Genomic DNA, 20,544 nt, shown 5'->3' on the forward strand with positions numbered 1-20,544 from the left:
ACCGCTCAGGTCGTCGGAACCGATCGGCTCTCGCCGATGCGGCTGTAGATGCGCTCGGGGGTGAGCGGCAACTCGCGGAAACGCACACCCGTCGCGTCTTCCAGCGCGTTGGCCAGCGCAGGCGCCACCGGGTTGATGCAGCACTCCGCCATTCCCTTCGCACGCATCGGCCCGACGGAATCCGAAGAATCGACCAGCAGCACTTCGGTCCGGGGAATGTCGGCGAAGGTGGGGATGCGGTAGTTGCGCAGGTTGGGGTTGGTCATCACACCGTTGTCGTCGACGTGGAAGTTCTCGGTCAACACGAATCCGATGCCCTGGGCGACGCCGCCCTCGATCTGGCCGCGCACCTGCACCGGGTTGATGATGACCCCGGCGTCCGTGGCCTGGACGCTGTCGAGGATGCGGATCTCGCCCGTCACCCGGTGGACGGCGATGCGGAAACCGTGGGCGTTGGAGACGACGCTGCGCGGCGACCCGTACGCCTTGCGCGCCTCCGTGAACCGGATGCCGCGGGGCCGGGCGGCGTCGAGGAGTTCGGTCAGCGGCACGCGTGTGCCGTCGCAGAGCACCGCGTCGTCGTCCATCGAGCAGGACGCGACGTCGACCCCGGTGTGCGCGGCGGCGAACGCCAGGATGCGGGTGCGCAGCGCTTCCGACGCCTGCGACACGGCGTTGCCCGCGACGAAGAGCCCCGCACTGGCGAACGCCCCCGTGTCGAAACCCGTGCGATCGGTGTCGGACTGCACGAGACGCACCCGCGACGGCGTGGTGCCGAGCTGGGTGGCCGCGATCTGCACGTGCGCCGTCGACGTCCCCTCACCGAATTCGACGGTGCCGACGGCGAGTTCGTACACGCCGTCGTCGCCGAGCGTCGCCCACGCTTCCGAGATGTGTTCGGTCGGGGGCGCGGTCTCGTGAAGCCCACACGCGGTGCCCACGCCGACGAGCCAATCCTCGCCCGGCACCTGCCCGTTCCCCGTCCGTCCCAGTGCGGCGTCCACGAGGTCGATGCACTGCCCGAGCCCGTCCTCCCCGAACACGACGTCGTCGGGTCCGTCGTCGATCGCCACCAGCGAGTCGCCGGGGCGGACGATGTTGCGGCGCCGCAACTCGACGGGGTCGATGCCCAGCGCGACCGCCAGCTCGGTGATGGCGGACTCGACCGCGAACGCGGGCTGCGTCATGCCGTACCCGCGCAGCGCCCCGCTGGGCACGGTGTTCGTGTAGACGGAATATGCGTCGAACTTCTTGTTGAGGCACCGGTACGTCGATATCGCGGCGCCGGCGGCGAACAACGTCTCGCCGCCGTGGTTGCCGTACGCGCCCGTGTTCGACACGTTGCGCACCTGGAACGCCGTGAGCGTGCCGTCGGCCCGGGCGCCGAGCTTGACCGTCAGCTTCATCGGGTGCCGCGGCGACGCCGTCGTGAACTCTTCTTCCCGGGTGAACTCGAGAGAGACGGGCCTGCCCGTGTCGAGGGTGGCGAGCGCGACCAGATCCTCCGTGATCACCTCCTGCTTGCCGCCGAACGCGCCACCGACCCGCTCGCAGAACACCCGCAACTGGTCGGGGCGCAGATCGAACAGGTGAGCCAGCTTGACCTTCGCGATCGACGGCGACTGCGAACTCGTGCGCACGTGCAGGCGGCCGTCCTCCATCCAGGCGATCGACCCGTGCGTCTCGAGATGTGCATGCTGCACCCGCGGCGTGAAGTACGTGCCCTCGTGGATCACGTCCGCCTCGACGAACCCGGCCTCGACGTCCCCCACCTCACCGTGCAGTTCGAGCAGGATGTTGCGCACCGGGTCCTGGACGAACGGGTCGTCCGAACCGTGCAATTGCGGTGCGCCGTCGGCCATCGCCTCCTCCGGGTCGAACACCGCCGGCAGCACGTCGTATTCGACGACCACTCTGCGGCAGCCCTCCTCCGCGGCGCCGACCGTGTCTGCCACCACCGCGACCACCCGCTGTCCGGCGAAGCGGACCGTGTCGTCGAGGATGTACGTGTCGTCGGGGTCGACGAGGTGATCGGTGTGGATCGCGGTCGTGAACAGCTTCCGGGGGACGTCCTCCCACGTGTACACGCGGTGCACTCCGGGAACCGCGAGCGCCGCCGTCTTGTCGATCGACACGATGCGGGCATGGGCGTGCGGCGAATGCAGCACCTTCATGTGCAGCAGGCCCTCGATCTCCGTGTCCATCGTGAATCGGGCGCGGCCCGTGACGACGTCGGTGGCCGCGGGCGCCCCGACGCTGGTGCCGACGGCCCGGCCCGGTTCGGCGACCTCGATCGCGGCGACACCGTTCACCGCGTCCTCGATCGCGCGGTAGCCGGTGCAGCGGCACAGATTGCCCTTCAACGCGCGGGGCAGGTCGGCTTTCTGCGCATCGGTGAACGTCGCCGACGTCATGATCATCCCCGCGGTGCAGAAGCCGCACTGGAACCCGGGGGCGTCCCGGAACTGCCGCTGCAGCGGATGCAGGTCGTCCGGCGAACCGAGGCCCTCGATGGTGGTCACCTCCCGTCCCTCGGCCCGGAACGCCGGTGTGATGCAGCTGTGCACGGGATCGCCGTCGAGCCACACCGTGCACGCTCCGCAATCGCCTGCGTCGCAACCCTTCTTGACGCCGTGATGGCCGAGCGAACGGACGAACGTCCGCAGGCACTGCCCGGGGTGCGGCTCCTCGTCGAACGTCCTGCCGTTGACGGTGTACGTCATCGCCGCCCTCCTGCCGCGAGTTCGATCCGGATCTCCTCGGCGTAATGCTTCGCGAGGTGACGACGGTGGTCGGGGGTGCCGTTGGGGTCGTCGAACCACACGTCCTCGGGTAACGCGTCGATGCTCTGCTGCAGCGTCCCGGCGTCGGGCACGGTGTCGAACGCGAACCGGATCGGACGGGTGGTGCCCGCCGTGATCGTGAGCAGCATACCGTCTGCATCGGACGACCCGGTGCCGATCATGAACAGCGTCGACCGGCCCAGGTGTGTCAGTGTGAACCGGCGGTGCGCGTGACGCTTGCGCAGGGCGCCGACCGGGATGTCGATGCGCCGCAGGATCTCACCCGGCGCGAGGACGTTCTCGTGGTTGCCCGTGACGAAGTCGGCGGCGTCCACGGTGCGCTCGGACCCGTCGGCCGCCCACAGTGTGTACGTCGCCTCGAGTGCGACGGCCATCGTGATCATCGGGCCCGCGGGCAGCGACATGCAGATGTTGCCGCCCACCGTCGCCGAATTCCAGACCTTGAACGACGCCAGGAACGCCTCACAACTCGTGGCGAACAGCGAGCCGGCGAGCCAGTCGTCCGGCGGCGCAAAGGCATACAGGTCACGGACCGTGCACGTCGCCCCGATCTCCAGACCCGCATCGCTCGGCACCAGCGAATCCCAGCCGAGCGCCGTCAGATCGACGAGCCTGCGCAGGCCGGGTTGCGGCTCGGAGAACAACCACGTTCCCCCGGCCAGCCACGCGTCGCCGTCCCGCCACTGCGCGCCCGGGCGGTCGGGTGGTCGCCGCACGACATCGGTGATGGTGTTGAGGTCCATATGACTGCTCCACTCGGGAAAAGTGTCGTCGTTCTCGTACCCGGCCTGCGTCAACTCACCTGACTCTAGACACCGCAGTAGCCCTCTCGGCGTTTTTTGCCCTGTTCCACCCGGGGCGAGCGACCGTCACCCGTCGTAGCAGACATCTACCGGCCCGGCCCGACCGCTACTCTCAGGTCCATGGCTGCCAAGATCTCCGCCCACGACGTGCTCGAGTTGGTACTGGACGCAGGCAGCTTCGTCTCCTGGGACACCACTCCCGTCGACGCGCGGCCGAACGAGAAGTACCGGTCCGACCTGCAGAAGGCCGCTGAGAAGTCGGGCGTCGACGAATCGGTGATCACCGGCGTAGGTACCGTCCGCGGTCGCCCGGTCGCCGTCATCGCGTGCGAGTTCGCGTTCCTGGCCGGCTCGATCGGCGTGGCCGCCGCCGAGCGGATCGTCTCCGCCATCGAACGCGCCACCAGCGAGGGTCTCCCCCTCCTCGCGTCCCCGACGTCGGGCGGCACCCGCATGCAGGAGGGCACCGTCGCATTCGTGCAGATGGTGAAGATCGCGGCGGCCGTCGCCACCCACAAGGCCGCCCATCTCCCCTACCTCGTGTATCTGAGGAACCCGACCACCGGCGGCGTGTTCGCGTCCTGGGGTTCCCTCGGGCACATCACGGTGGCCGAACCCGGTGCACTCGTCGGGTTCCTCGGGCCCCGCGTCTACGAGGCGCTGTACGGCGAGAAGTTCCCCGAAGGCGTGCAGACGTCCGAGAACCTGTACCGCAACGGCGTCATCGACGGCGTCGTGCCCGCCACCCGCCTGCGCAGGCTCGTGCACCGTGCGTTGCGGGTGCTGATCGATCCGCCGACGCCACCCGCCGCGACCGAACCGGTGCCGGACGTCGACATCCCCGACGTTCCCGCGTGGCAGTCGGTGATGCTGTCGCGGCGCGCCGACCGGCCCGGCATCCGCCACCTGCTGCGGCACGCGGCCACCGAGCAGGTGCCCCTCAGCGGCACCGGTCAGGGCGAGACCGAGGGGACGGTGCTGTTGTCGCTGGCCCGTTTCCGTGGCGCGCCGTGCGTGCTGCTGGGCCAGGACCGCGCCGGCCAGTCGGTGCTGAACACGATGGGGCCCGCCGCCCTCCGCGAGGCACGCCGCGGCATGCGGTTGGCCGAGGAGTTGCAGATCCCCCTCGTCCTGGTGATCGACACTCTCGGTGCGGCGTTGTCGCAGGAGGCCGAGGAACGCGGGCTGGCCCCCGAGATCGCGCGCTGCATCTCCGACCTCGTGACGTTGAAGACGCCGACCGTGTCCGTTCTGCTCGGTCAGGGCACGGGCGGCGGGGCGCTGGCGTTCCTGCCCGCCGACCGGGTGCTCGCCGCGCAGAACGGGTGGCTGGCCCCGCTGCCTCCCGAGGGCGCGAGCGCCATCGTGCACCGCGACACCACTCACGCACCCGAGATGGCCGCCGCCCAGGGCATCCGTTCCCTCGACCTGCTGCGGGACGGCGTCATCGACGCCATCATTCCCGAGCATCCGGACGCCGCCGACGAGGCCGTCGACTTCTCCAAGCGGGTCGGCGAGGCCATCTCCCGGGAACTCCGCGCCCTGACCGGGGTTCCGGAGAGCGAGCGCTTCGCGGCCCGGCTCGCCCGCTACCGGAACCTCGGCCTGAACTAGGACAGTTTGATGGTCGGCTTGTACATGTCCATCCACAGTGCGAGGTCGAGGGTGCGTTCGAGTCCGCGACGCGACACCTGAGTGATCTGCGGGGTGTCGACGGACACCGCCCGCGACAGCCAGTCCGCGCTGACCAGGCCGAACACCGGGTGCGACGGGTCACCGAGCAGGTCTTTGCCGTGCTGCTGCAACGCCACCGCGTACTTCGGGTCCTGGGTGGACGGGTACGGCGACTTCACCCGGTCGATCACCGACTGCGGCAGCACATCCCTGGTCGCGGCCCGCAGCAGGGACTTCTCCTTGCCGTCGAACGTCTTCAGCGACCACGGCGTGTTGTACACGTACTCGACCAGCCGGTGATCGCAGAACGGCACCCGCACCTCGAGTCCGACGGCCATGCTCGCGCGGTCCTTGCGGTCGAGCAGGACCCGGACGAACCGCGTCAGATGCAGGTAGCAGATCTTGCGCATCCGCCATTCGAAGTCGGATTCGCCGTCCAGCCGGTCGATCCCGGATATCGCCGCATCGTACGAATCCTGCACGTAGTCGTCGATGTGCAGGCCCGCCGTCACGTCCGGGGTGAAGATGTTGCTCTCGTCGCCGAAGTGCTCGGCGAACTGCACGAGCCACGGGAAGGTGCTCGCCTGTTGCGCCTTCGGGTCGAAGAACTGCTTGTAGCCGCCGAACACCTCGTCGGCCGACTCGCCGGACAGCGCCACGGTGGAGTGCTGACGGATCGCCTTGAACAGCAGATACAGCGACGCGTCCATGTCGCCGAGGCCCATCGGAATGTCGCGTGCCCGGATGACCTTCGCGCGCACCGCAGGATCGGCGAGGTCGTCGGAGTCGAGGACGATGTCCTGGTGCGCGGTCCCGGACCTGCGGGCCACGTCGTGCACGTACGGGGTGTCCGGAGTGCCCCGCAGTTCGTCGGCGACGAAATGTTCGGTCTGCCCGACGAAGTCGACGGCGAACGTGCGGACTGTCTCCCCCACCTCGGCGAGTTGCTCGGCGGCGATGCCCGTCATCGCCGAGGAGTCGAGACCACCGGACAGCAGCGTGCAGCGCGGCACGTCGGCGACCAGTTGCCTGCGCACGATGTCGTCGAGCAGTTCGCGGACGTGCGCGACGGACGTGTCCCGGTCGTCGGTGTGCGGCCGGGTCTGTAGGGTCCAGTACCGGTGCGTCCGCAGTCCGGTGCGCGAGACGGTGACCACCGTGCCCGGCTCCACCTCACGCATGCCCTCCCACACGGCGTGGCCCGGCGTCTTCACGAACGCGAACAGCTCACGGATCCCGTCCATCGTGACGGTCGGCTCGGCGATCGGATTGGCAAGGATCGCTTTGGGTTCCGAACCGAACAGCACACCGTCGGGGGTCTCGTAGTAGTAGAACGGCTTGATGCCCATGCGGTCGCGGATCATCACCAGGGTGTCGGTCCGCGAATCCCAGACAGCGAACGCGTACATGCCGTTGAGCCGCTCCGCGACGGCCTCGCCCCACTCCAGATATCCGTGGAGCACCACCTCGGTGTCGGAGTTCGTGGCGAACCGGTGACCGCGCCCGTACAGTTCCTCGCGCAGTTCACCGAAGTTGTACACCTCCCCGGAGTAGACCATTGCCACGGTCCCGCCGGGGGTGCCCACACTCATCGGCTGATGCCCGCCCGGCAGGTCGATGATCGCGAGCCGTCGATGCCCGAGCGCTGCATGATCGACGACCCACGTGCCGCGATCGTCCGGCCCCCGGCAGTTCATCGTCTCGGCCATGGCATCCACGGTGGACTGCTCGACGCGTAGGTCGCGGTCGAACGAGATCCATCCGGTGATTCCGCACATGTGTTCCTCCGGCTGTCGCTGGCGCTCTTCCTTCGGCGCATGGTCAGTTGCGAGGCGGTGAACCGAGTCCGAACCGTAGCAATCACATTGACAGTTCTTTACTCTCGCTAACCACCTATGTTCCACGGTAACCCCTTTCGACGCACAGGCGGTGGGCCCGCAATCGCCGCCGGTCAGAACGGTGCGGCTTCGTCGGGTGCCGCGCGAGTGGCGGGTGGGCTGTTCGGCGGGTTCGGCTCCTTCGATGGATCCGGTGGGTTCGACGGTTCCGACACGCTCGGTTTCCCGCGCCGGCGTCGTGCCGCGTCCAGGTGCGCCTGCCGTCGGCGGCGCTCGGCCCGGATCCGGGCAGCGGTGTTCTGCGCACGGGTGCGGCGGCGGGACGCGGGGTCAGCGATGCGATCACCCCCGCGCGCGCCCAGAATTCCCGAGGACCGCGGACGGTATCGGTGCCCGGTGGGCGCTATCAACTCGATTCCACCCTCGGCGTCCACCTGCCAATGACCGGAATGTTTGAGCCTGTGATGGTTTCGGCAGTAGGCGGTCAGGTTCCCGGCCACCGTCGGACCTCCGGCGGCGGGATCGGAGTGGTCGAACGGCCGATGATGATCGAGGTCCGTGTTCCAGGCCGCGACATCGCAGTGCAACCATTCGCACCCGCCGGCCAGCATCCGCAGCCAGGTGTCGAGAACGGTTCCGGGACGGTACGTGGTCGCCGCGGTGACGCTCGGTGGCCGCACCGTTTCGACGTCGGCGTCGGCTGCGATCTCGCGTGCGTGTGCGGCGTCGACGATTCCGTAGCCGTCGAGGTAGCCCGGTTCGTCGTGGCCCGCGAGGGTGGAGTCGAGCATGATCAGGTGCACGAGCGGCTTGCGCGCCGTGGGCACGATTCGCGAGTCCTGACTGCAATCAACCCGCCCGCATTCGCATTTCACGTACCCGGCACCGTCGACGAGGGCGGACAGTCCGTCGGCCCGTCGCTGTTCGTAGGTTCGAAGATCTTTCGGGCACACCGTATTTGCCAGTTCGCGCAGGCGTGCGTCGAATGCCCGGCCCTGCACGGCGGGGAGGGATCCGAGGATGCGGCACATGCCGTCCTCGGCGGCGCTGACTCCGACGAACCTGTCGGCCTGCGCTTTCTCCCGCTTGGCCCGCACCCCTGCGGGATCGAGCCTCGCGATGATGCGGTTGGCGGCGTTCGTCAGCCTGCGGCCGGTCAACCCGGTTCCACCGGAGCGTTGTGGGGCCAGAACCTGTTCGAGGAGTTGATGTTCGACCTCGCCGATGCAGTCATCGGTGACGTTCGCCGTCGCGTCCTCGATCAGGCGGACCCGGTGCATGTCGAGGTCGCCGCGCGCCATGGCCTCGCGGGTCGCTGGCAACCGGGTGCGCAGCGACATTCCCAGGCCGATCAGCCGGCCTGCCGCCGCTCGCCCCATGGTGAGTGCGGCACCGATCTCGGCCTCGACCACTTCGTGCGCGGTCGACGTCCACGCCCCGTCCGTCTCGATCTCGGCAGTGCGGCGCACGAACAGCTCCGCGATCACCGCCAGCTTCCGTTCGGCCACCACCGACTCACTGCGATGCAGGTCGGTCATCAACTCGACCAGACCCACGTCGGATTCCGCGTCGGATTCCGCGTCGGCGAGACAGCAAACCGTCTCGCGAACCCCCCGATCCAATACCCCCGTATCGAACATGTGTGGCGCTCCTGAGGTTTGTGTGGGCGTCATTTCTGCTGTTCAGGGTGGGTTGTGTTGTTCGACGCAGCGTTCGGCGAGTTGCCGGTGAAATGAGGGACGCGCACGTGTTGGGCCTCTAGATTTCGGGGTTCCTACACCAACCTCAACCCGGAGGACCGCTACACGTGCGCGTCAGTACTGCATTTAACCGTCTGCTTCAAATCCCCGGTGCATCGGTGTCGGATGTGTCGATCACAGACGACTCCGTCGAGGTCACCGTCAGGCTCGCAGCACGCCGTGTGAAGTGCCCATGCGGCTACACGAGCGCCGCAGCCTACGACCACGCGCCGCGGCGCTGGCGCCATCTCGACTTCGGCCGCCACAAGGTGTGGTTGAAGTATCCGATCCGACGGATCGAGTGCCCGACCTGCGGCGTCCGGACCGAGGACATTCCGTGGGCGCGTCCGACAGCACGGCATACGCGCGACTTCGAGGACATGGTGCTGTGGTTGGTCACCCGCACCGATCGGACCTCGGTGTCGACCTTGATGCGCTGTGCATGGCGGACGGTCACCTCCATCGTCACGCGGGCAGTCGATGCGTTGATCGACTCGCGCAGGCTCGAGAATTTGTATCGAATCGGAGTCGACGAAATCTGCTACCGGCATCCGCACAAGTACCTCACCATCGTCGGCGATCACGACACCGGCAAGGTCGTCTACATTACCGAGGGCCGGGGCCGAGACTCGTTTTCGGAGTTCTTCGAGCAGCAGTCGGCGAAAGAGCGCGACAAGGTGCAGGTGGTGTCGATGGACGGCTCTCCCGCCTTCCGTGCCGCCGCAGAGGATCACGTCCCGCAGGCTCGTCAGTGTATGGACCCCTTTCATGTGATGCAGTGGGTGAACCGAGCATTGGATCGTGTGTTCTCCGACGCGGCGTCTGTTCGCCGGACCTTGTCGATGCAAGCCCCGGAATGGCGTAAAGCTCGCACAGTGTTGCGGCTCGGTAAGAATCGGCTCACCAAGAAACACAAGTCGTTGCTGCGGACGGTGACCGCAGCCGATACCGAGGTCGGGACAGCGTGGCGTCTGAAGGAGCAGTTCCGCGATCTCTACCGCAAGATCGCGCCCCAGAACGCTGCACGGTATCTACGGCGGTGGATCGAAGAAGCGCAGTCCTGCGGGATCAACGCGTTCGTACAACTGGCCCGCATGATCGACAAGAAATCCGAGCAAATCTGTGCAGCAATCGAGTTGGGGATATCCAATGCCCTGATCGAGGGGATCAACTCGAAGATCAGACTAATCAATGCCCGCGGTTACGGTCATCATTCAGCAAAATCACTGACGGCGATGATCTATCTCAATCTCGGCGGAATCGAGGTAAAACTGCCCACACAAACGTAAGGAGGGGCACATGTGTTCTACCATAGCGAAACCCCTTGTGTTCCACAAGACCCCGCAACACCGGTGGGTCCGACACCGCCTACCGACTCCCCGCCACGATGACGGGGACGGTAGCGACGACGGAGGAGAGGAGCGAGACGAGTGCGGCGGTGCGCGGGGTGGGGGTGACCCCGTCGAGGAGTGCGGCACTCAGTTCGTTCCGGACCGTGCGTTCGTGGCTGCCGTCGACCTCGGGCCACCGGGTGGTGGGGAAGATGCCGAGCACCTTGCCCTTCTCCTCGCGGACGCATCCCGCGTCGACGATGCGCGCAGCGAGTTCTTCGCGCAGGTTCTCGGTGAGCTTCTCGATCGCTGCTTCCGGTTTCAGCGGCTTGGACGTGCCGATGAGTTGGACGTGCCGATGAGTTGAACGTGCCGATGAGATCGTCTGCCCGGCCGAGCAGCGGATCCTGGGGCCTCGCGCCGTCCCGACCACGACAGGGCGGACTTCGCCGCGAAGTCCGGTGTCCGTTCAGCCGCCCCGGGGAATGTTTGCCGGTTACCGTGAAGGGGGAATGTTTCCGGGTATCAGCGGACGGTTGTCGGGCACCGCAGTCAAGCACGAGGAGCGGCTATGAGCGCGATCGGACACTGTCGGGCACTCCTGGCGGTCGCCGTCATTGCCTCGTCTGCCATGTTCGGTCAGGTGGCGACGGCATCTGCGGACGTGTGGCGGGCCCTTCCCGCCGACAAGCCGGCCTCGGCGGACGGCTCCGTCCTCGATCACGTCGAGGAGATCAACGGCCGTCAGCTGAATATGTTCGTCTACTCGGCGGCGATGGATAAGGTGATCCTTCTCGAGGTCATCCGCCCCGCCGACACGAGCGTGCCCCGGCCGACCCTGTACCTGCTCAACGGTGCCGGTGGCGGCGAGGATTCGGCGACGTGGCAGGCGCGGACGGACGTGGTCAGCTTCTTCGCCGACAAGAACGTCAACGTCGTCACCCCCGTCGGCGGCGCCTACAGCTACTACACCGACTGGCAGAAACCCGATCCCGTCCTCGGCGTCAACAAATGGACCACGTTCCTCACGGAGGAGCTTCCCCCGATCGTCGACGCAACGCTCGGAACGACCGGCGACAATGCCATCGCGGGACTGTCGATGTCGGGCACGTCCGTCCTGGGCCTGGCCGAGGCGGCGCCCTCGCTGTACCGGGCGGTCGGCGCGTTCAGCGGGTGTGCCGAGACGAGTACCCAGCCGGGCCGCGACTACGTCACGTTCGTCGTGAGCGTCCGCGGCGGCGACGTCGAGAACATGTGGGGACCGTACGACGATCCGGATTGGGTGGCCAACGACCCCGTCATCAATGCCGAGAAGCTGCGCGGAATCGACTTGTACATCAGCAATGCCACCGGACTGCCCGGCGTCCACGAGAACCTCAACGGCCCGGACATCAACGGAGATGTGGGCGTGCTGGCCAATCAGGTGATCGTGGGCGGCATCATCGAGGCCGGAACGAACGAGTGCACCCACCGGTTGGCCGACCGGCTGAACTCGCTGGGAATCCCCGCGACGTACGACTTCCGGCCCACCGGCACCCACTCGTGGGGCTACTGGCAGGACGACCTGCACAACTCGTGGCCCATGATCGCCGGTTCCCTGGGCCTCTGACCGGCACACCGCACAACTCCGTCCGGACGGTGCCCCGGACACCCAACGTCGCATAGGGTGTTTCGGGTCACAGGACGACGAGAGGACGTGTATCGATGAGCTCCCCGGGAACTGCGCCTTCGAGCGACAACCATGGCCAGAGCTACGCCGAGGTCTACCGCCGGAGCGCCGACAGTCCCGAGGAGTTCTGGCTGGCCGCCGCCGGTGCCGTCGAATGGGAGACGCCGCCGACGCGGGCGCTCGACGATTCTGCCGCCCCGATGTACCGGTGGTTCCCGGACGCGTCGCTGAACACCTGCTTCAACGCGCTGGACCGGCACGTGCGCGACGGCAACGGCGACCGGGCGGCGTTGATCTACGACTCGGCGATGGTCCCCGACGCGTCCCGTACCTACACCTACGCAGAACTTCTCGACGAGGTGTCCCGGTTCGCCGGTGTCCTGAAGGACCAGGGCGTGGTGGCCGGGGACCGGGTGATCGTCTACATGCCGATGATCCCCGAAGCGGCGATCGCGATGCTCGCCTGCGCCCGCATCGGCGCCGTGCACTCCGTGGTGTTCGGGGGTTTCGCCGCGAAAGAACTCGCGACCCGCATCGACGACGCCGGACCGGTGGTCCTGGTGACGGCGTCGGGCGGCCTCGAGCCGGGGCGCACCGTCGAATACCTCCCGATGGTGGCGAAGGCGCTGGAGTTGTCCGCCACCCCTCCGCACACGGTGATCGTCAAGGACCGGGAGCAGGTCCCCGGTTCGGCCGCCGATTACCAGGGCGGCGAGGCGGCGTGGTTCGACTGGGACGCACTGGCGGCGGATGCCGCACCCGCGGAGCCGGTTCCGGTGGCCGCGACCGACCCGCTGTACATCCTGTACACGTCGGGCACCACCGGGAAGCCGAAGGGCGTGATCCGTGACAACGGCGGGCACGCCGTCGCGCTGACGTGGTCGATGCGCAACATCTACGACATCGGGCCGGGCGACGTGTGGTGGACCGCGTCCGACGTCGGCTGGGTGGTCGGCCACTCGTACATCGTCTACGGGCCGCTCCTCGCCGGTGCCACGTCGGTGCTCTACGAGGGCAAGCCGGTCGGGACCCCGGACGCGGGGGCGTTCTGGCGGGTGATCTCCGATCACGGGGTGTCTGCCCTGTTCACGGCACCGACCGCGATCCGCGCGGTGCGCAAGGCCGATCCCGACGCGAAGGAGATCGAGAAGTACGACATCTCCTCACTGAAGACGCTGTTCGCGGCGGGCGAGCGCCTCGACCCCGACACGTACGTGTGGGCCACCCGCGTCCTCGACCGTCCCGTCGTCGACCACTGGTGGCAGACCGAGACGGGCTGGGCGATCTGTTCCAACCTGCGCGGGCTCGAACCGATGCCGCTCAAAGCCGGCTCCCCCACCGTCCCCGTCCCCGGGTACCGGGTTCAGGTCGTCGACGGGCACGGGAACCTGGTTCCGGCGGGGGCCGAGGGCAACATCGTTATCGGCCTGCCCCTGCCTCCGGGCACCCTGGCCGGGTTGTGGCGCGACCCGGAGCGGTACGTGAAGTCGTACCTCGCCACGTTCGAGGGCTACTACCTGACCGGCGACTCGGGGTACATCGACGAGGACGGGTACGTGTTCGTCCTGGGACGCAGCGACGACGTCATCAACGTTGCCGGACATCGGCTTTCGACCGGTAGCATGGAGGCCGTCGTCGCGGGACACTCCGCGGTGGCCGAGTGCGCGGTGGTCGGGATCCGCGACGAACTCAAGGGCCAGCGGCCCAGCGGCTACGTGGTGCTCAAGGCCGGCGTCGACGTCGACCCCGAGACCCTCCGCACCGAACTGGTCGCGATGGTGCGCGAGCAGATCGGGGCCGTCGCCACGTTCCGCGACGTGACGGTCGTGCAGGCGCTGCCCAAGACCCGCTCCGGCAAGATCCTGCGCAAGACGATGCGGCAGATCGCCGACCACGAGGAGTACACGGTGCCCTCCACCATCGAGGACGTCGCCGTCCTCGACGCGCTGAAGAAGCAGTTGGGCGGCTGACCGTTCAGACCCGGACGGCCGCGTCGAGCGCCTGATCCACCAGCGCCTCGACGCGGTCCGCTTCGAGGGGGTCGAGGTCGAACAGGATGCGGTAGATGATCGGCGCCACCACGTGGTCGATCACGTGCTCGACCGCGACGTGAACACTCGTGCCGAGCGGCTCCCCGCGTCCGACGATCGTCTCGATCTGGGTGCGGCAGAACGTCGCGCACTTGAGCGGATTGGTGTCGCCGCTCATCACGACGTCGCGCAGTGCCGCCCGCCCCACCGGCGAGGACATCTCCTCGAGGTACTCCTGCGCCCAGGCGACGAGGTCGCCTCGCACGCTGCCGGTTTCGCGCGGCGGCGCGTCGGGACGCAGTCGCTCGATCGCGACGTCCGCGAACACCTCGTTGATGTCGCCCCAGCGCCGGTAGATGGTCGACGGGGTGATCCCGGCGTCGGCGGCGATCATCGGGACGGTGATGTCTGCTCGGTCGCGCTCGTCGAGGAGCTTGCGGGTGGACGCGTGCACCGCCTGCTGGATGCGGGCGCTGCGCCCTCCGGGGCGTGGACCTGGAGCCGGACTCATGACCCCATGCTAACGCAAAGATGTTGCATTAAGAATGGCTGCGGCGTAGCGTCCGTTAACGCAAACCTTTTGCTTTAACGTTCTCCGGGAGTACGCCCATGCCGACCCTTGCACCCGAAGCACCACCGGCCTCTCGACCCGCACTGCGCCGCGGCGCCGCCTTCACGCTGGTCGCGGTCGTGATCGCCACCCTGCTCGGCGCGTCCGCCGCCCCGACACCGCTGTACGAGCTGTACCAGTCGAACTGGGGTTTCTCCTCGCTGCAGTCGACGCTCGTCTTCGGCATCTACGCCCTGAGCCTGCTGCTGGCGCTGCTCACCGTGGGGTCGCTGTCGGACTATGTCGGCCGGCGGCCGGTGCTGATCACGGCGCTCGTGTTCGAGGCGGTCTCGATGATCATGTTCGCGACCGCCGGAGGTATCGGACTCCTGCTGCTCGCCCGGGTGGTGCAGGGTTTCGCGACCGGCGCCGCAATCAGCGCCCTCGGTTCCACCCTGCTCGACCTCGAGCGCACACCGGGCCGTGGCGCCACCGTCAACAGCATGGCGCCCACCGCCGGTCTCGCGCTGGGCGCCATCGGATCGAGCCTGATCAGCGAGCACCTTCCCCGGCCCACCAGCACGGTGTTCCTGGTGTTCCTCGCGCTGTTCGTGATCGAGATCCTCGGCATCTGGGCCGCACCCGAGACGGCGGTCCGGCAGAAGGGCGCGCTGGCGTCGATGCGGCCGGCGCTCGCGGTCCCGTCCACCGCGCGGAGAATGCTCGTCGCCACGGGCCCCTGCCTGATCGCCGTGTGGGCGCTCGGCGGCTTCTACCTGTCGCTCGGACCGTCACTCGCCCGCAACGCCCTCGACGTGCACACGTCGCTGATCGGCGCAATCATGGTCGCGACGCTCACCGGGACCGGCGCACTCGCGGTGTTCCTGCTGCGCAACGTCGCGGCACGGCGCATCCTCGTCGTCGGAGCGTCGGCCCTCGTCGCCGGTGTCGCCGTCACCCTCGTCGGCGCCGAAACATCCTCGGCGCCCTTGATCCTCGCGGGAACCGCGGTGGCGGGCATCGGATTCGGCGCCGGCTTCCAGGGCACCATCCGCACTGTCATGCCGCTCGCCGAACCGCACGAGCGGGCGGGACTGCTGTCGAGCATCTACGTGATCGCCTACCTCGCCAACAGCGTTCCGGCACTGGTCGCCGGATATCTCGTCGGGCAGGTCGGGCTCGTCGACACTACCCGCATCTACGGCGGACTCGTCATCGTCCTCGCCGCGGCGGCCCTCGTGCGCCGTGCACCCGTGAGTACTTGTTAACCGCCCGCGGTTGACAAGTACTCACGGGGTCTTGATCTCGCCGTACCGAGCCAGGGCCTCCTGCCGTTCGTGGGCGTGGTCGACGATCGGCGGCGGATAGTCTTCGGGGCGACCGTCTTTCAGGGCGTGGACGGCCTTTCCGGAGATGCCGCGCAGTTCGGGCACCCACCGCCGCACGTATTCGCCGTCGGGGTCGAACTTCTCGCCCTGCGTCGTCGGGTTGAACACCCGGAAGTACGGCGACGCGTCCGTCCCCGACCCCGCCGTCCACTGCCAGCCGTGCTGGTTGTTCGCCAGATCACCGTCGACGAGTTGGTTCATGAAGTAGCGGGCGCCCCGCCACCACGGCAGGTGCAGATCCTTGACGAAGAACGACGCGACGATCATCCGCACCCGGTTGTGCATCCAGCCTTCGGCTTTCAGCTGACGCATCCCGGCGTCGACGATCGGGAACCCCGTCCGGCCCTCGCACCACGCCGTGTACGCCTCCTCGGCGTCGGGCCCGCTGTCGTAGCGGATGTGGTCGAAGCGGCGGTCGTAGTTTTCTCGTGCACTGTCGGGTCGCTGGAAGAGGATGTCGGCGTAGAAGTCCCGCCACGCGAGCTGCCGCCGGTACTGTTCGGCGCTCTTGCTGCGACGACGGGCGAGATCGCGGAGCATCGTCCGCGGATGAATGTTTCCGTACTTCAGGTACACCGACATCCGGCTGGTCGCGTCGAGCCCGGGACGATCCCGCGCGTCCTCGTACCCGCCGAGGTCGTCCTCGCAGAACTCCGCCCACCGTTCCAGTGCCGCCGCCTCACCCGCGGCGCACCCGTCGGATTCGGGTTCGGGGATCTGCACCCGCCGCGTCTTCACGTCATCCGGGTCCATCCACTCCACCGTCGCGGGACCGGTGTCGATCGGCGCGCGCCACCCGTGCTCGAGCCACTGCCGGAAGTACGGGGTGAACACGCGGTACGGTTCCCCGTCCGTCTTGGTCACCCGGCCGGGCGCCACGGCGTACGGCGAACCGGTGGCCACCAGGTCGACGTGCTCGGCGACGGCGGCATCCCGCTCGCGGCCGTAGGGCCCGTAGTCGGCGCTGACGTGCACCTCTTCGGCCGAAACCTTCTTCGCCACCCGCGGAACCACGTCGACGGGATCGCCCTTCACCACCAGCAACCGGCCGTCGAGACTGTCGTCGAGAGCGGCGAGACTGCGGAACAGGAAGTCCCGGCGAGCGCCGCCCGACGTGGTCAGCAACCGGTCGTCGAGGACGAACAGGCCGAGCGCACGCGCCCCCGACTCGGCGACCGTGTGGAGCGTCGGCAGGTCGCCGAGCCGGAGGTCGCGGCGGAACCAGACGAGTGCGGTGTCCATGTCTGCCACGGTAACGAAATACGGGCCGCTCAGTTGGTGGAGCGAGCCGAAGACAGCACCGACAGGTACGGGGCGTCGATGTCGTAGTGCATGAACGCCGACAGCGCCGCGCGGGCGAACGTCCGCTGCACCGCCCACTGCCTGCCGGGCTTGGTCCGCGCGGTGATCCGCAGCGTCACCGATTCCGCGGTCACCGAGTTCACGCCCAGCAGTTCCGGGGGTTCGAGCACGTCCGCCGCGATCGCGTCGCCCTTGGCCGCCTCCGTGACGGCCTCCAGCGCCACCTCGCACGCCCGTTGCACGTTGGCGGCGTGCGCGATCGGCAGATCGACCACCGCGACCGCGTACCCCTGGCTCATGTTGCCGACCCGCACGATCTCACCGTTGCGGCAGTACCAGAGGGTGCCGTTGACGTCGCGGATCGTGGTGACCCGCAGACCCACCGTCTCGACCGTTCCCACGGCCTCCCCGAGGTCGACGACGTCGCCGACCCCGTACTGGTCCTCGAGGAGCATGAAGATGCCCGACAGGAAGTCCCGGACGAGATTCTGCGCACCGAAACCGAGTGCGACACCGATCACACCGGCGGACGCGATGAACGGCGCGACGTTGACGCCGACGACGGCGAGCACCTGCAGCACCACCCAGATGAGCACTACGATCGACACCGTCGACTTGAGCACCGACCCGATCGTCCGGGCGCGTTGCGCGCGACGCTCGTTGACCATCGCCTCCTTGACACCGCGCGGGGCGCGTTCCCGCAGCGGACGGAGCATGGCCGGTTTGTCCGAGGGCTCCCGGGGACGCGTCATCCGTTCGATCATCCGGTGCAACGCGAAACGCAGCACGAGCGCCAGAACGACGTAGGCCGCGATCTCGGCCGGCCGGTGAATCAGCCAGTCACGGTTGGTTTCGGTCAGTTCAAAGGCCTGCAGCGAAGGAAACATCCCCAACGAGTGTACGGACGAGACACGCTCCGACAACTGCCATCCGCACGCTCCGCCGGTCGCGTCACGGCACAATGCAGGGGTGACCGTCACAGACTCAGCCAGTGTCCTCGTGGTCGACGACGACGAGGACGTGCGGACGTCCCTCGAACGCGGCTTGCGCCTGTCCGGATTCACCGTCCTCACGGCCGTGGACGGCGCCGACGCACTGCGGGTGGTCAGTGAGCAACGCCCGGACGCGATGGTGCTCGACATGAACATGCCGGTCATCGACGGCACCGGTGTGGTGACCGCGCTGCGCGCCATGAGCAACGACATCCCGATCTGTGTGCTCAGCGCCCGTGACACCGTCGACGACCGCATCTCCGGCCTGGAATCGGGCGCCGACGACTACCTGGTCAAGCCGTTCGTCCTCGCCGAACTGATCGCGCGGATCCGGGCGATGCTGCGACGGCACGGAACGACCACCGCCGCGCCCGCGGACTCGCCCGCGACCCCGCCGATCCGGATCGGTGCGCTCGAGATCCGCATGTCCGCACGCCGCGTCTTCATGGCAGGCGAGGAGGTGACGTTGACCAAGCGGGAATTCGAACTGCTCGAGGTCCTCGCCCGCAACGTCGGAATCGTGCTGAGCCGGGAGCGGCTCCTCGAACTGGTGTGGGGGTACGACTTCGTCGCCGACACCAACGTGGTCGACGTCTTCGTCGGGTACCTGCGGCGCAAGTTCGAGGTCGGAGGTCAGCCGCGGATCCTGCACACGGTCCGCGGAGTGGGGTTCGTGCTGCGGGAACCGTCGTGAAACGGTCGTTCTCCCTCCGGACCCGCGTGGCCGCCGCGACGGCCCTGGGCGCGACGATCATCGTCGTCGCGCTCGGAATCCTGGTGTCGCTGGCGATCAACCGCAACAACCTGTCGCAACTCGACCGGCGGCTGGAGACGGCGTCCGACGTACTCGTTCCCAATGCGGCCACCGCCGGGCTGTTCCTCGGCGCGCTGGGCGACAAGGGTGCGTTCGCCATCACGATCCGCTCGGCCGACGGCGACACCGTGCTCGTCAGCACCCCCACCCAGCTGCCCGAACTCGACCCCGGCACGCAGACCGTCGAGGTGGGCGACACGAAGTACCGAGCGTACACCGCGACCGTTCCTCTCCTCGGCACCCGGATCTCCCTCGCCGTGCCGTACGCCGAGGCGCAGGACGTGACGTCCGAGCAGCAACGGCAGGTGGCCCTCGTGGGCGTTCTCGCGGTTGCCGCGGCCAGCGGCCTCGGGTGGCTGTTCGGTGGTCGCGCGGTGCGGCCCCTGGTCGACCTGACCGGCCGCATCGTGCGCCGCGAACCGAAGCTGACACCCACATCCTCGGGAGTCCGGGAGGCCGACGAATTGGCCTCCGCCGCGGAGTCGATGCTGCGCGACGTCGCCGAGGCGCAGGACGCGACCACCGCCGCCCTCGCCACCGCCCGCGACTTCGCCGCCGTGTCCGCGCACGAACTCCGCACGCCGCTCACGGCGATGCGCACCGACCTCGAGGTCCTCACCACCCACGACCTGACACAGCCGCAGCAGAACGAGATCCTGCGCGACCTCACCCGGGCGCAGGGGCGGGTGGAGTCGACGCTGTCCGACCTCGAGCGTCTCGCCCGCGGCGAACTGTCCACCGACAAGGACTTCGTGGACTGCGATCTCGTCGACATCAGCGACCTCGCCGCGGAGGAGGCGATGCGTCACAATCCGGGCCTGCAGGTGACCGTCGACGCGGCCCCGGTGACGGTCCGCGGCATGCCCGGCGGGCTGCGCCTCACCCTGGACAACGCCATCAAGAACGCGGTCCGGCACGGCGGCGCCACCGCGGTGACGATCACGCTGAGAGCGGCCGACGGCATCACCACCGTCGTCGTCGACGACAACGGTTCCGGGGTACCCGAGGCCGAGCGGGCAGTGGTGTTCGAACGGTTCCACCGCGGTTCGAACGCGACGAAGAGCGGGTCGGGCCTCGGCCTCGCGCTCGTCGCCCAGCAGGCGGCAATACACAACGGCACCGCACGTTTCGAGGTCAGCCCGCTCGGCGGCGCACGGCTCGTCGTGGAACTGCACACCGACACGACCCGGAAAGCGGAAAGCCCCGCCTCACCCTGAGGTGATGCGGGGCCTTCGGACCGTGGAGACTATTCCTTCACGTCCAGCAGGTCGATCATGAACACCAGCGTCTTGCCGGACAGCTGATGTCCGGCGCCGGCGGGACCGTAGGCGAGCTCCGGCGGGATGGTGAGCTGACGACGTCCGCCCACCTTCATGCCGGGGATGCCGTCCTGCCAGCCCTTGATGAGGCCGCGTAGCGGGAACTGGATGGACTCGCCGCGGCTCCAGGAGGAGTCGAACTCCTCGCCGGACTCGAACTCGACGCCGACGTAGTGCACCTCGACGGTGCCACCGGGGACGGCTTCGGCGCCGTCTCCGACCACCACGTCCTTGACGACCAGGTCGGTCGGGGCGGGTCCCTCTTGGAACTCGATCTCGGGCTTGGTCATG

At 68.1% G+C, this 20,544-nt stretch carries 16 protein-coding genes; 7 read left to right on the forward strand and 9 right to left on the reverse strand.

Annotation, left to right across the window (positions count from 1 at the left end; genetic code table 11):
* Positions 1-5: 5 nt before the first annotated feature.
* A complete protein-coding gene (locus CA951_RS11100) occupies positions 6-2,723 on the reverse strand; it encodes a molybdopterin-dependent oxidoreductase (RefSeq protein WP_087556893.1) in 2,718 nt (905 codons plus the stop codon).
* Positions 2,720-3,547: a xanthine dehydrogenase family protein subunit M gene (locus CA951_RS11105; RefSeq protein WP_087556894.1), complete on the reverse strand. Its 828-nt coding sequence runs from the start codon at positions 3,545-3,547 to the stop codon at positions 2,720-2,722. The genes CA951_RS11100 and CA951_RS11105 overlap by 4 nt, the downstream gene beginning before the upstream one ends.
* 180 nt (positions 3,548-3,727) lie before the next feature.
* Between CA951_RS11105 and CA951_RS11110 the strand changes: the two genes are divergently transcribed.
* Positions 3,728-5,221, forward strand: a complete 1,494-nt coding sequence (locus CA951_RS11110) for a carboxyl transferase domain-containing protein (protein ID WP_087556895.1) — start codon at positions 3,728-3,730, stop codon at positions 5,219-5,221.
* Here CA951_RS11110 and asnB read toward each other — a convergent pair.
* A complete protein-coding gene (gene asnB / locus CA951_RS11115; protein ID WP_087556896.1) occupies positions 5,218-7,059 on the reverse strand; it encodes an asparagine synthase (glutamine-hydrolyzing) in 1,842 nt (613 codons plus the stop codon). The two genes, CA951_RS11110 and asnB, sit on opposite strands and share 4 nt — an antisense overlap.
* Before the next feature lie 173 nt (positions 7,060-7,232).
* Complete coding sequence (locus CA951_RS11120) at positions 7,233-8,759, reverse strand: HNH endonuclease signature motif containing protein (protein ID WP_087556897.1); 1,527 nt, start codon at positions 8,757-8,759, stop codon at positions 7,233-7,235.
* Between the two features lie 167 nt (positions 8,760-8,926).
* Between CA951_RS11120 and CA951_RS11125 the strand changes: the two genes are divergently transcribed.
* Complete coding sequence (locus CA951_RS11125; RefSeq protein ID WP_143543037.1) at positions 8,927-10,147, forward strand: ISL3 family transposase; 1,221 nt, start codon at positions 8,927-8,929, stop codon at positions 10,145-10,147.
* A gap of 79 nt (positions 10,148-10,226) precedes the next feature.
* Here the strand turns inward: CA951_RS11125 and CA951_RS11130 are convergent, their stop codons facing one another.
* Positions 10,227-10,622: a GPP34 family phosphoprotein gene (locus CA951_RS11130; RefSeq protein WP_256973480.1), complete on the reverse strand. Its 396-nt coding sequence runs from the start codon at positions 10,620-10,622 to the stop codon at positions 10,227-10,229.
* Between the two features lie 138 nt (positions 10,623-10,760).
* Here CA951_RS11130 and CA951_RS11135 point away from each other — a divergent pair, with 138 nt between their 5' ends.
* A complete protein-coding gene (locus CA951_RS11135) occupies positions 10,761-11,798 on the forward strand; it encodes an alpha/beta hydrolase family protein (RefSeq protein WP_087556899.1) in 1,038 nt (345 codons plus the stop codon).
* Positions 11,799-11,893: 95 nt separating this feature from the next.
* Entirely contained in the window at positions 11,894-13,828 is a 1,935-nt protein-coding gene (locus CA951_RS11140; protein ID WP_087556900.1) for a propionyl-CoA synthetase, read from the forward strand.
* 4 nt (positions 13,829-13,832) lie between these two features.
* On the opposite strand, the gene CA951_RS11145 is transcribed toward CA951_RS11140, so the two are convergent.
* Positions 13,833-14,399, reverse strand: coding sequence for a TetR/AcrR family transcriptional regulator (locus CA951_RS11145; RefSeq protein ID WP_087556901.1), 567 nt, complete (start codon positions 14,397-14,399; stop codon positions 13,833-13,835).
* Positions 14,400-14,497: 98 nt separating this feature from the next.
* Between CA951_RS11145 and CA951_RS11150 the strand changes: the two genes are divergently transcribed.
* Positions 14,498-15,706, forward strand: coding sequence for an MFS transporter (locus tag CA951_RS11150; RefSeq protein ID WP_087556902.1), 1,209 nt, complete (start codon positions 14,498-14,500; stop codon positions 15,704-15,706).
* Positions 15,707-15,727: 21 nt separating this feature from the next.
* Here CA951_RS11150 and CA951_RS11155 read toward each other — a convergent pair whose 3' ends face one another.
* Positions 15,728-17,068, reverse strand: a complete 1,341-nt coding sequence (locus CA951_RS11155; RefSeq protein ID WP_087556903.1) for a deoxyribodipyrimidine photo-lyase — start codon at positions 17,066-17,068, stop codon at positions 15,728-15,730.
* A gap of 29 nt (positions 17,069-17,097) precedes the next feature.
* Positions 17,098-18,015 (reverse strand): mechanosensitive ion channel family protein, encoded by a 918-nt coding sequence (locus CA951_RS11160; RefSeq protein ID WP_087556904.1) that lies wholly within the window; start codon positions 18,013-18,015, stop codon positions 17,098-17,100.
* Positions 18,016-18,097: 82 nt separating this feature from the next.
* Here CA951_RS11160 and CA951_RS11165 point away from each other — a divergent pair, with 82 nt between their 5' ends.
* Positions 18,098-18,814, forward strand: coding sequence for a response regulator transcription factor (locus CA951_RS11165; RefSeq protein ID WP_087556905.1), 717 nt, complete (start codon positions 18,098-18,100; stop codon positions 18,812-18,814).
* A complete protein-coding gene (locus CA951_RS11170; protein ID WP_087556906.1) occupies positions 18,811-20,151 on the forward strand; it encodes a HAMP domain-containing sensor histidine kinase in 1,341 nt (446 codons plus the stop codon). Before CA951_RS11165 ends, CA951_RS11170 begins: the two co-directional genes overlap by 4 nt.
* Before the next feature lie 29 nt (positions 20,152-20,180).
* Here CA951_RS11170 and CA951_RS11175 read toward each other — a convergent pair whose 3' ends face one another.
* Positions 20,181-20,543 carry an FKBP-type peptidyl-prolyl cis-trans isomerase gene (locus CA951_RS11175; RefSeq protein ID WP_015888813.1) on the reverse strand — a complete coding sequence of 121 codons (363 nt, stop codon included), beginning with the start codon at positions 20,541-20,543 and terminating at the stop codon, positions 20,181-20,183.
* Position 20,544 lies beyond the last annotated feature (1 nt).

Source organism: Rhodococcus sp. NCIMB 12038 (assembly GCF_002165735.1).
GTDB lineage: Bacteria > Actinomycetota > Actinomycetes > Mycobacteriales > Mycobacteriaceae > Rhodococcus_F.

Bases quoted from the DNA above. Each gene is read 5' to 3' on its own strand.
- CA951_RS11100 (WP_087556893.1), bottom strand. From the start codon at position 2,723: ATGACGTACACCGTCAACGGCAGGACGTTCGACGAGGAGCCGCACCCC.
- CA951_RS11105 (WP_087556894.1), bottom strand. From the start codon at position 3,547: ATGGACCTCAACACCATCACCGATGTCGTGCGGCGACCACCCGACCGC.
- CA951_RS11110 (WP_087556895.1), top strand. From the start codon at position 3,728: ATGGCTGCCAAGATCTCCGCCCACGACGTGCTCGAGTTGGTACTGGAC.
- asnB (WP_087556896.1), bottom strand. From the start codon at position 7,059: ATGTGCGGAATCACCGGATGGATCTCGTTCGACCGCGACCTACGCGTC.
- CA951_RS11120 (WP_087556897.1), bottom strand. From the start codon at position 8,759: ATGTTCGATACGGGGGTATTGGATCGGGGGGTTCGCGAGACGGTTTGC.
- CA951_RS11135 (WP_087556899.1), top strand. From the start codon at position 10,761: ATGAGCGCGATCGGACACTGTCGGGCACTCCTGGCGGTCGCCGTCATT.
- CA951_RS11140 (WP_087556900.1), top strand. From the start codon at position 11,894: ATGAGCTCCCCGGGAACTGCGCCTTCGAGCGACAACCATGGCCAGAGC.
- CA951_RS11145 (WP_087556901.1), bottom strand. From the start codon at position 14,399: ATGAGTCCGGCTCCAGGTCCACGCCCCGGAGGGCGCAGCGCCCGCATC.
- CA951_RS11150 (WP_087556902.1), top strand. From the start codon at position 14,498: ATGCCGACCCTTGCACCCGAAGCACCACCGGCCTCTCGACCCGCACTG.
- CA951_RS11155 (WP_087556903.1), bottom strand. From the start codon at position 17,068: ATGGACACCGCACTCGTCTGGTTCCGCCGCGACCTCCGGCTCGGCGAC.
- CA951_RS11160 (WP_087556904.1), bottom strand. From the start codon at position 18,015: ATGTTTCCTTCGCTGCAGGCCTTTGAACTGACCGAAACCAACCGTGAC.
- CA951_RS11175 (WP_015888813.1), bottom strand. From the start codon at position 20,543: ATGACCAAGCCCGAGATCGAGTTCCAAGAGGGACCCGCCCCGACCGAC.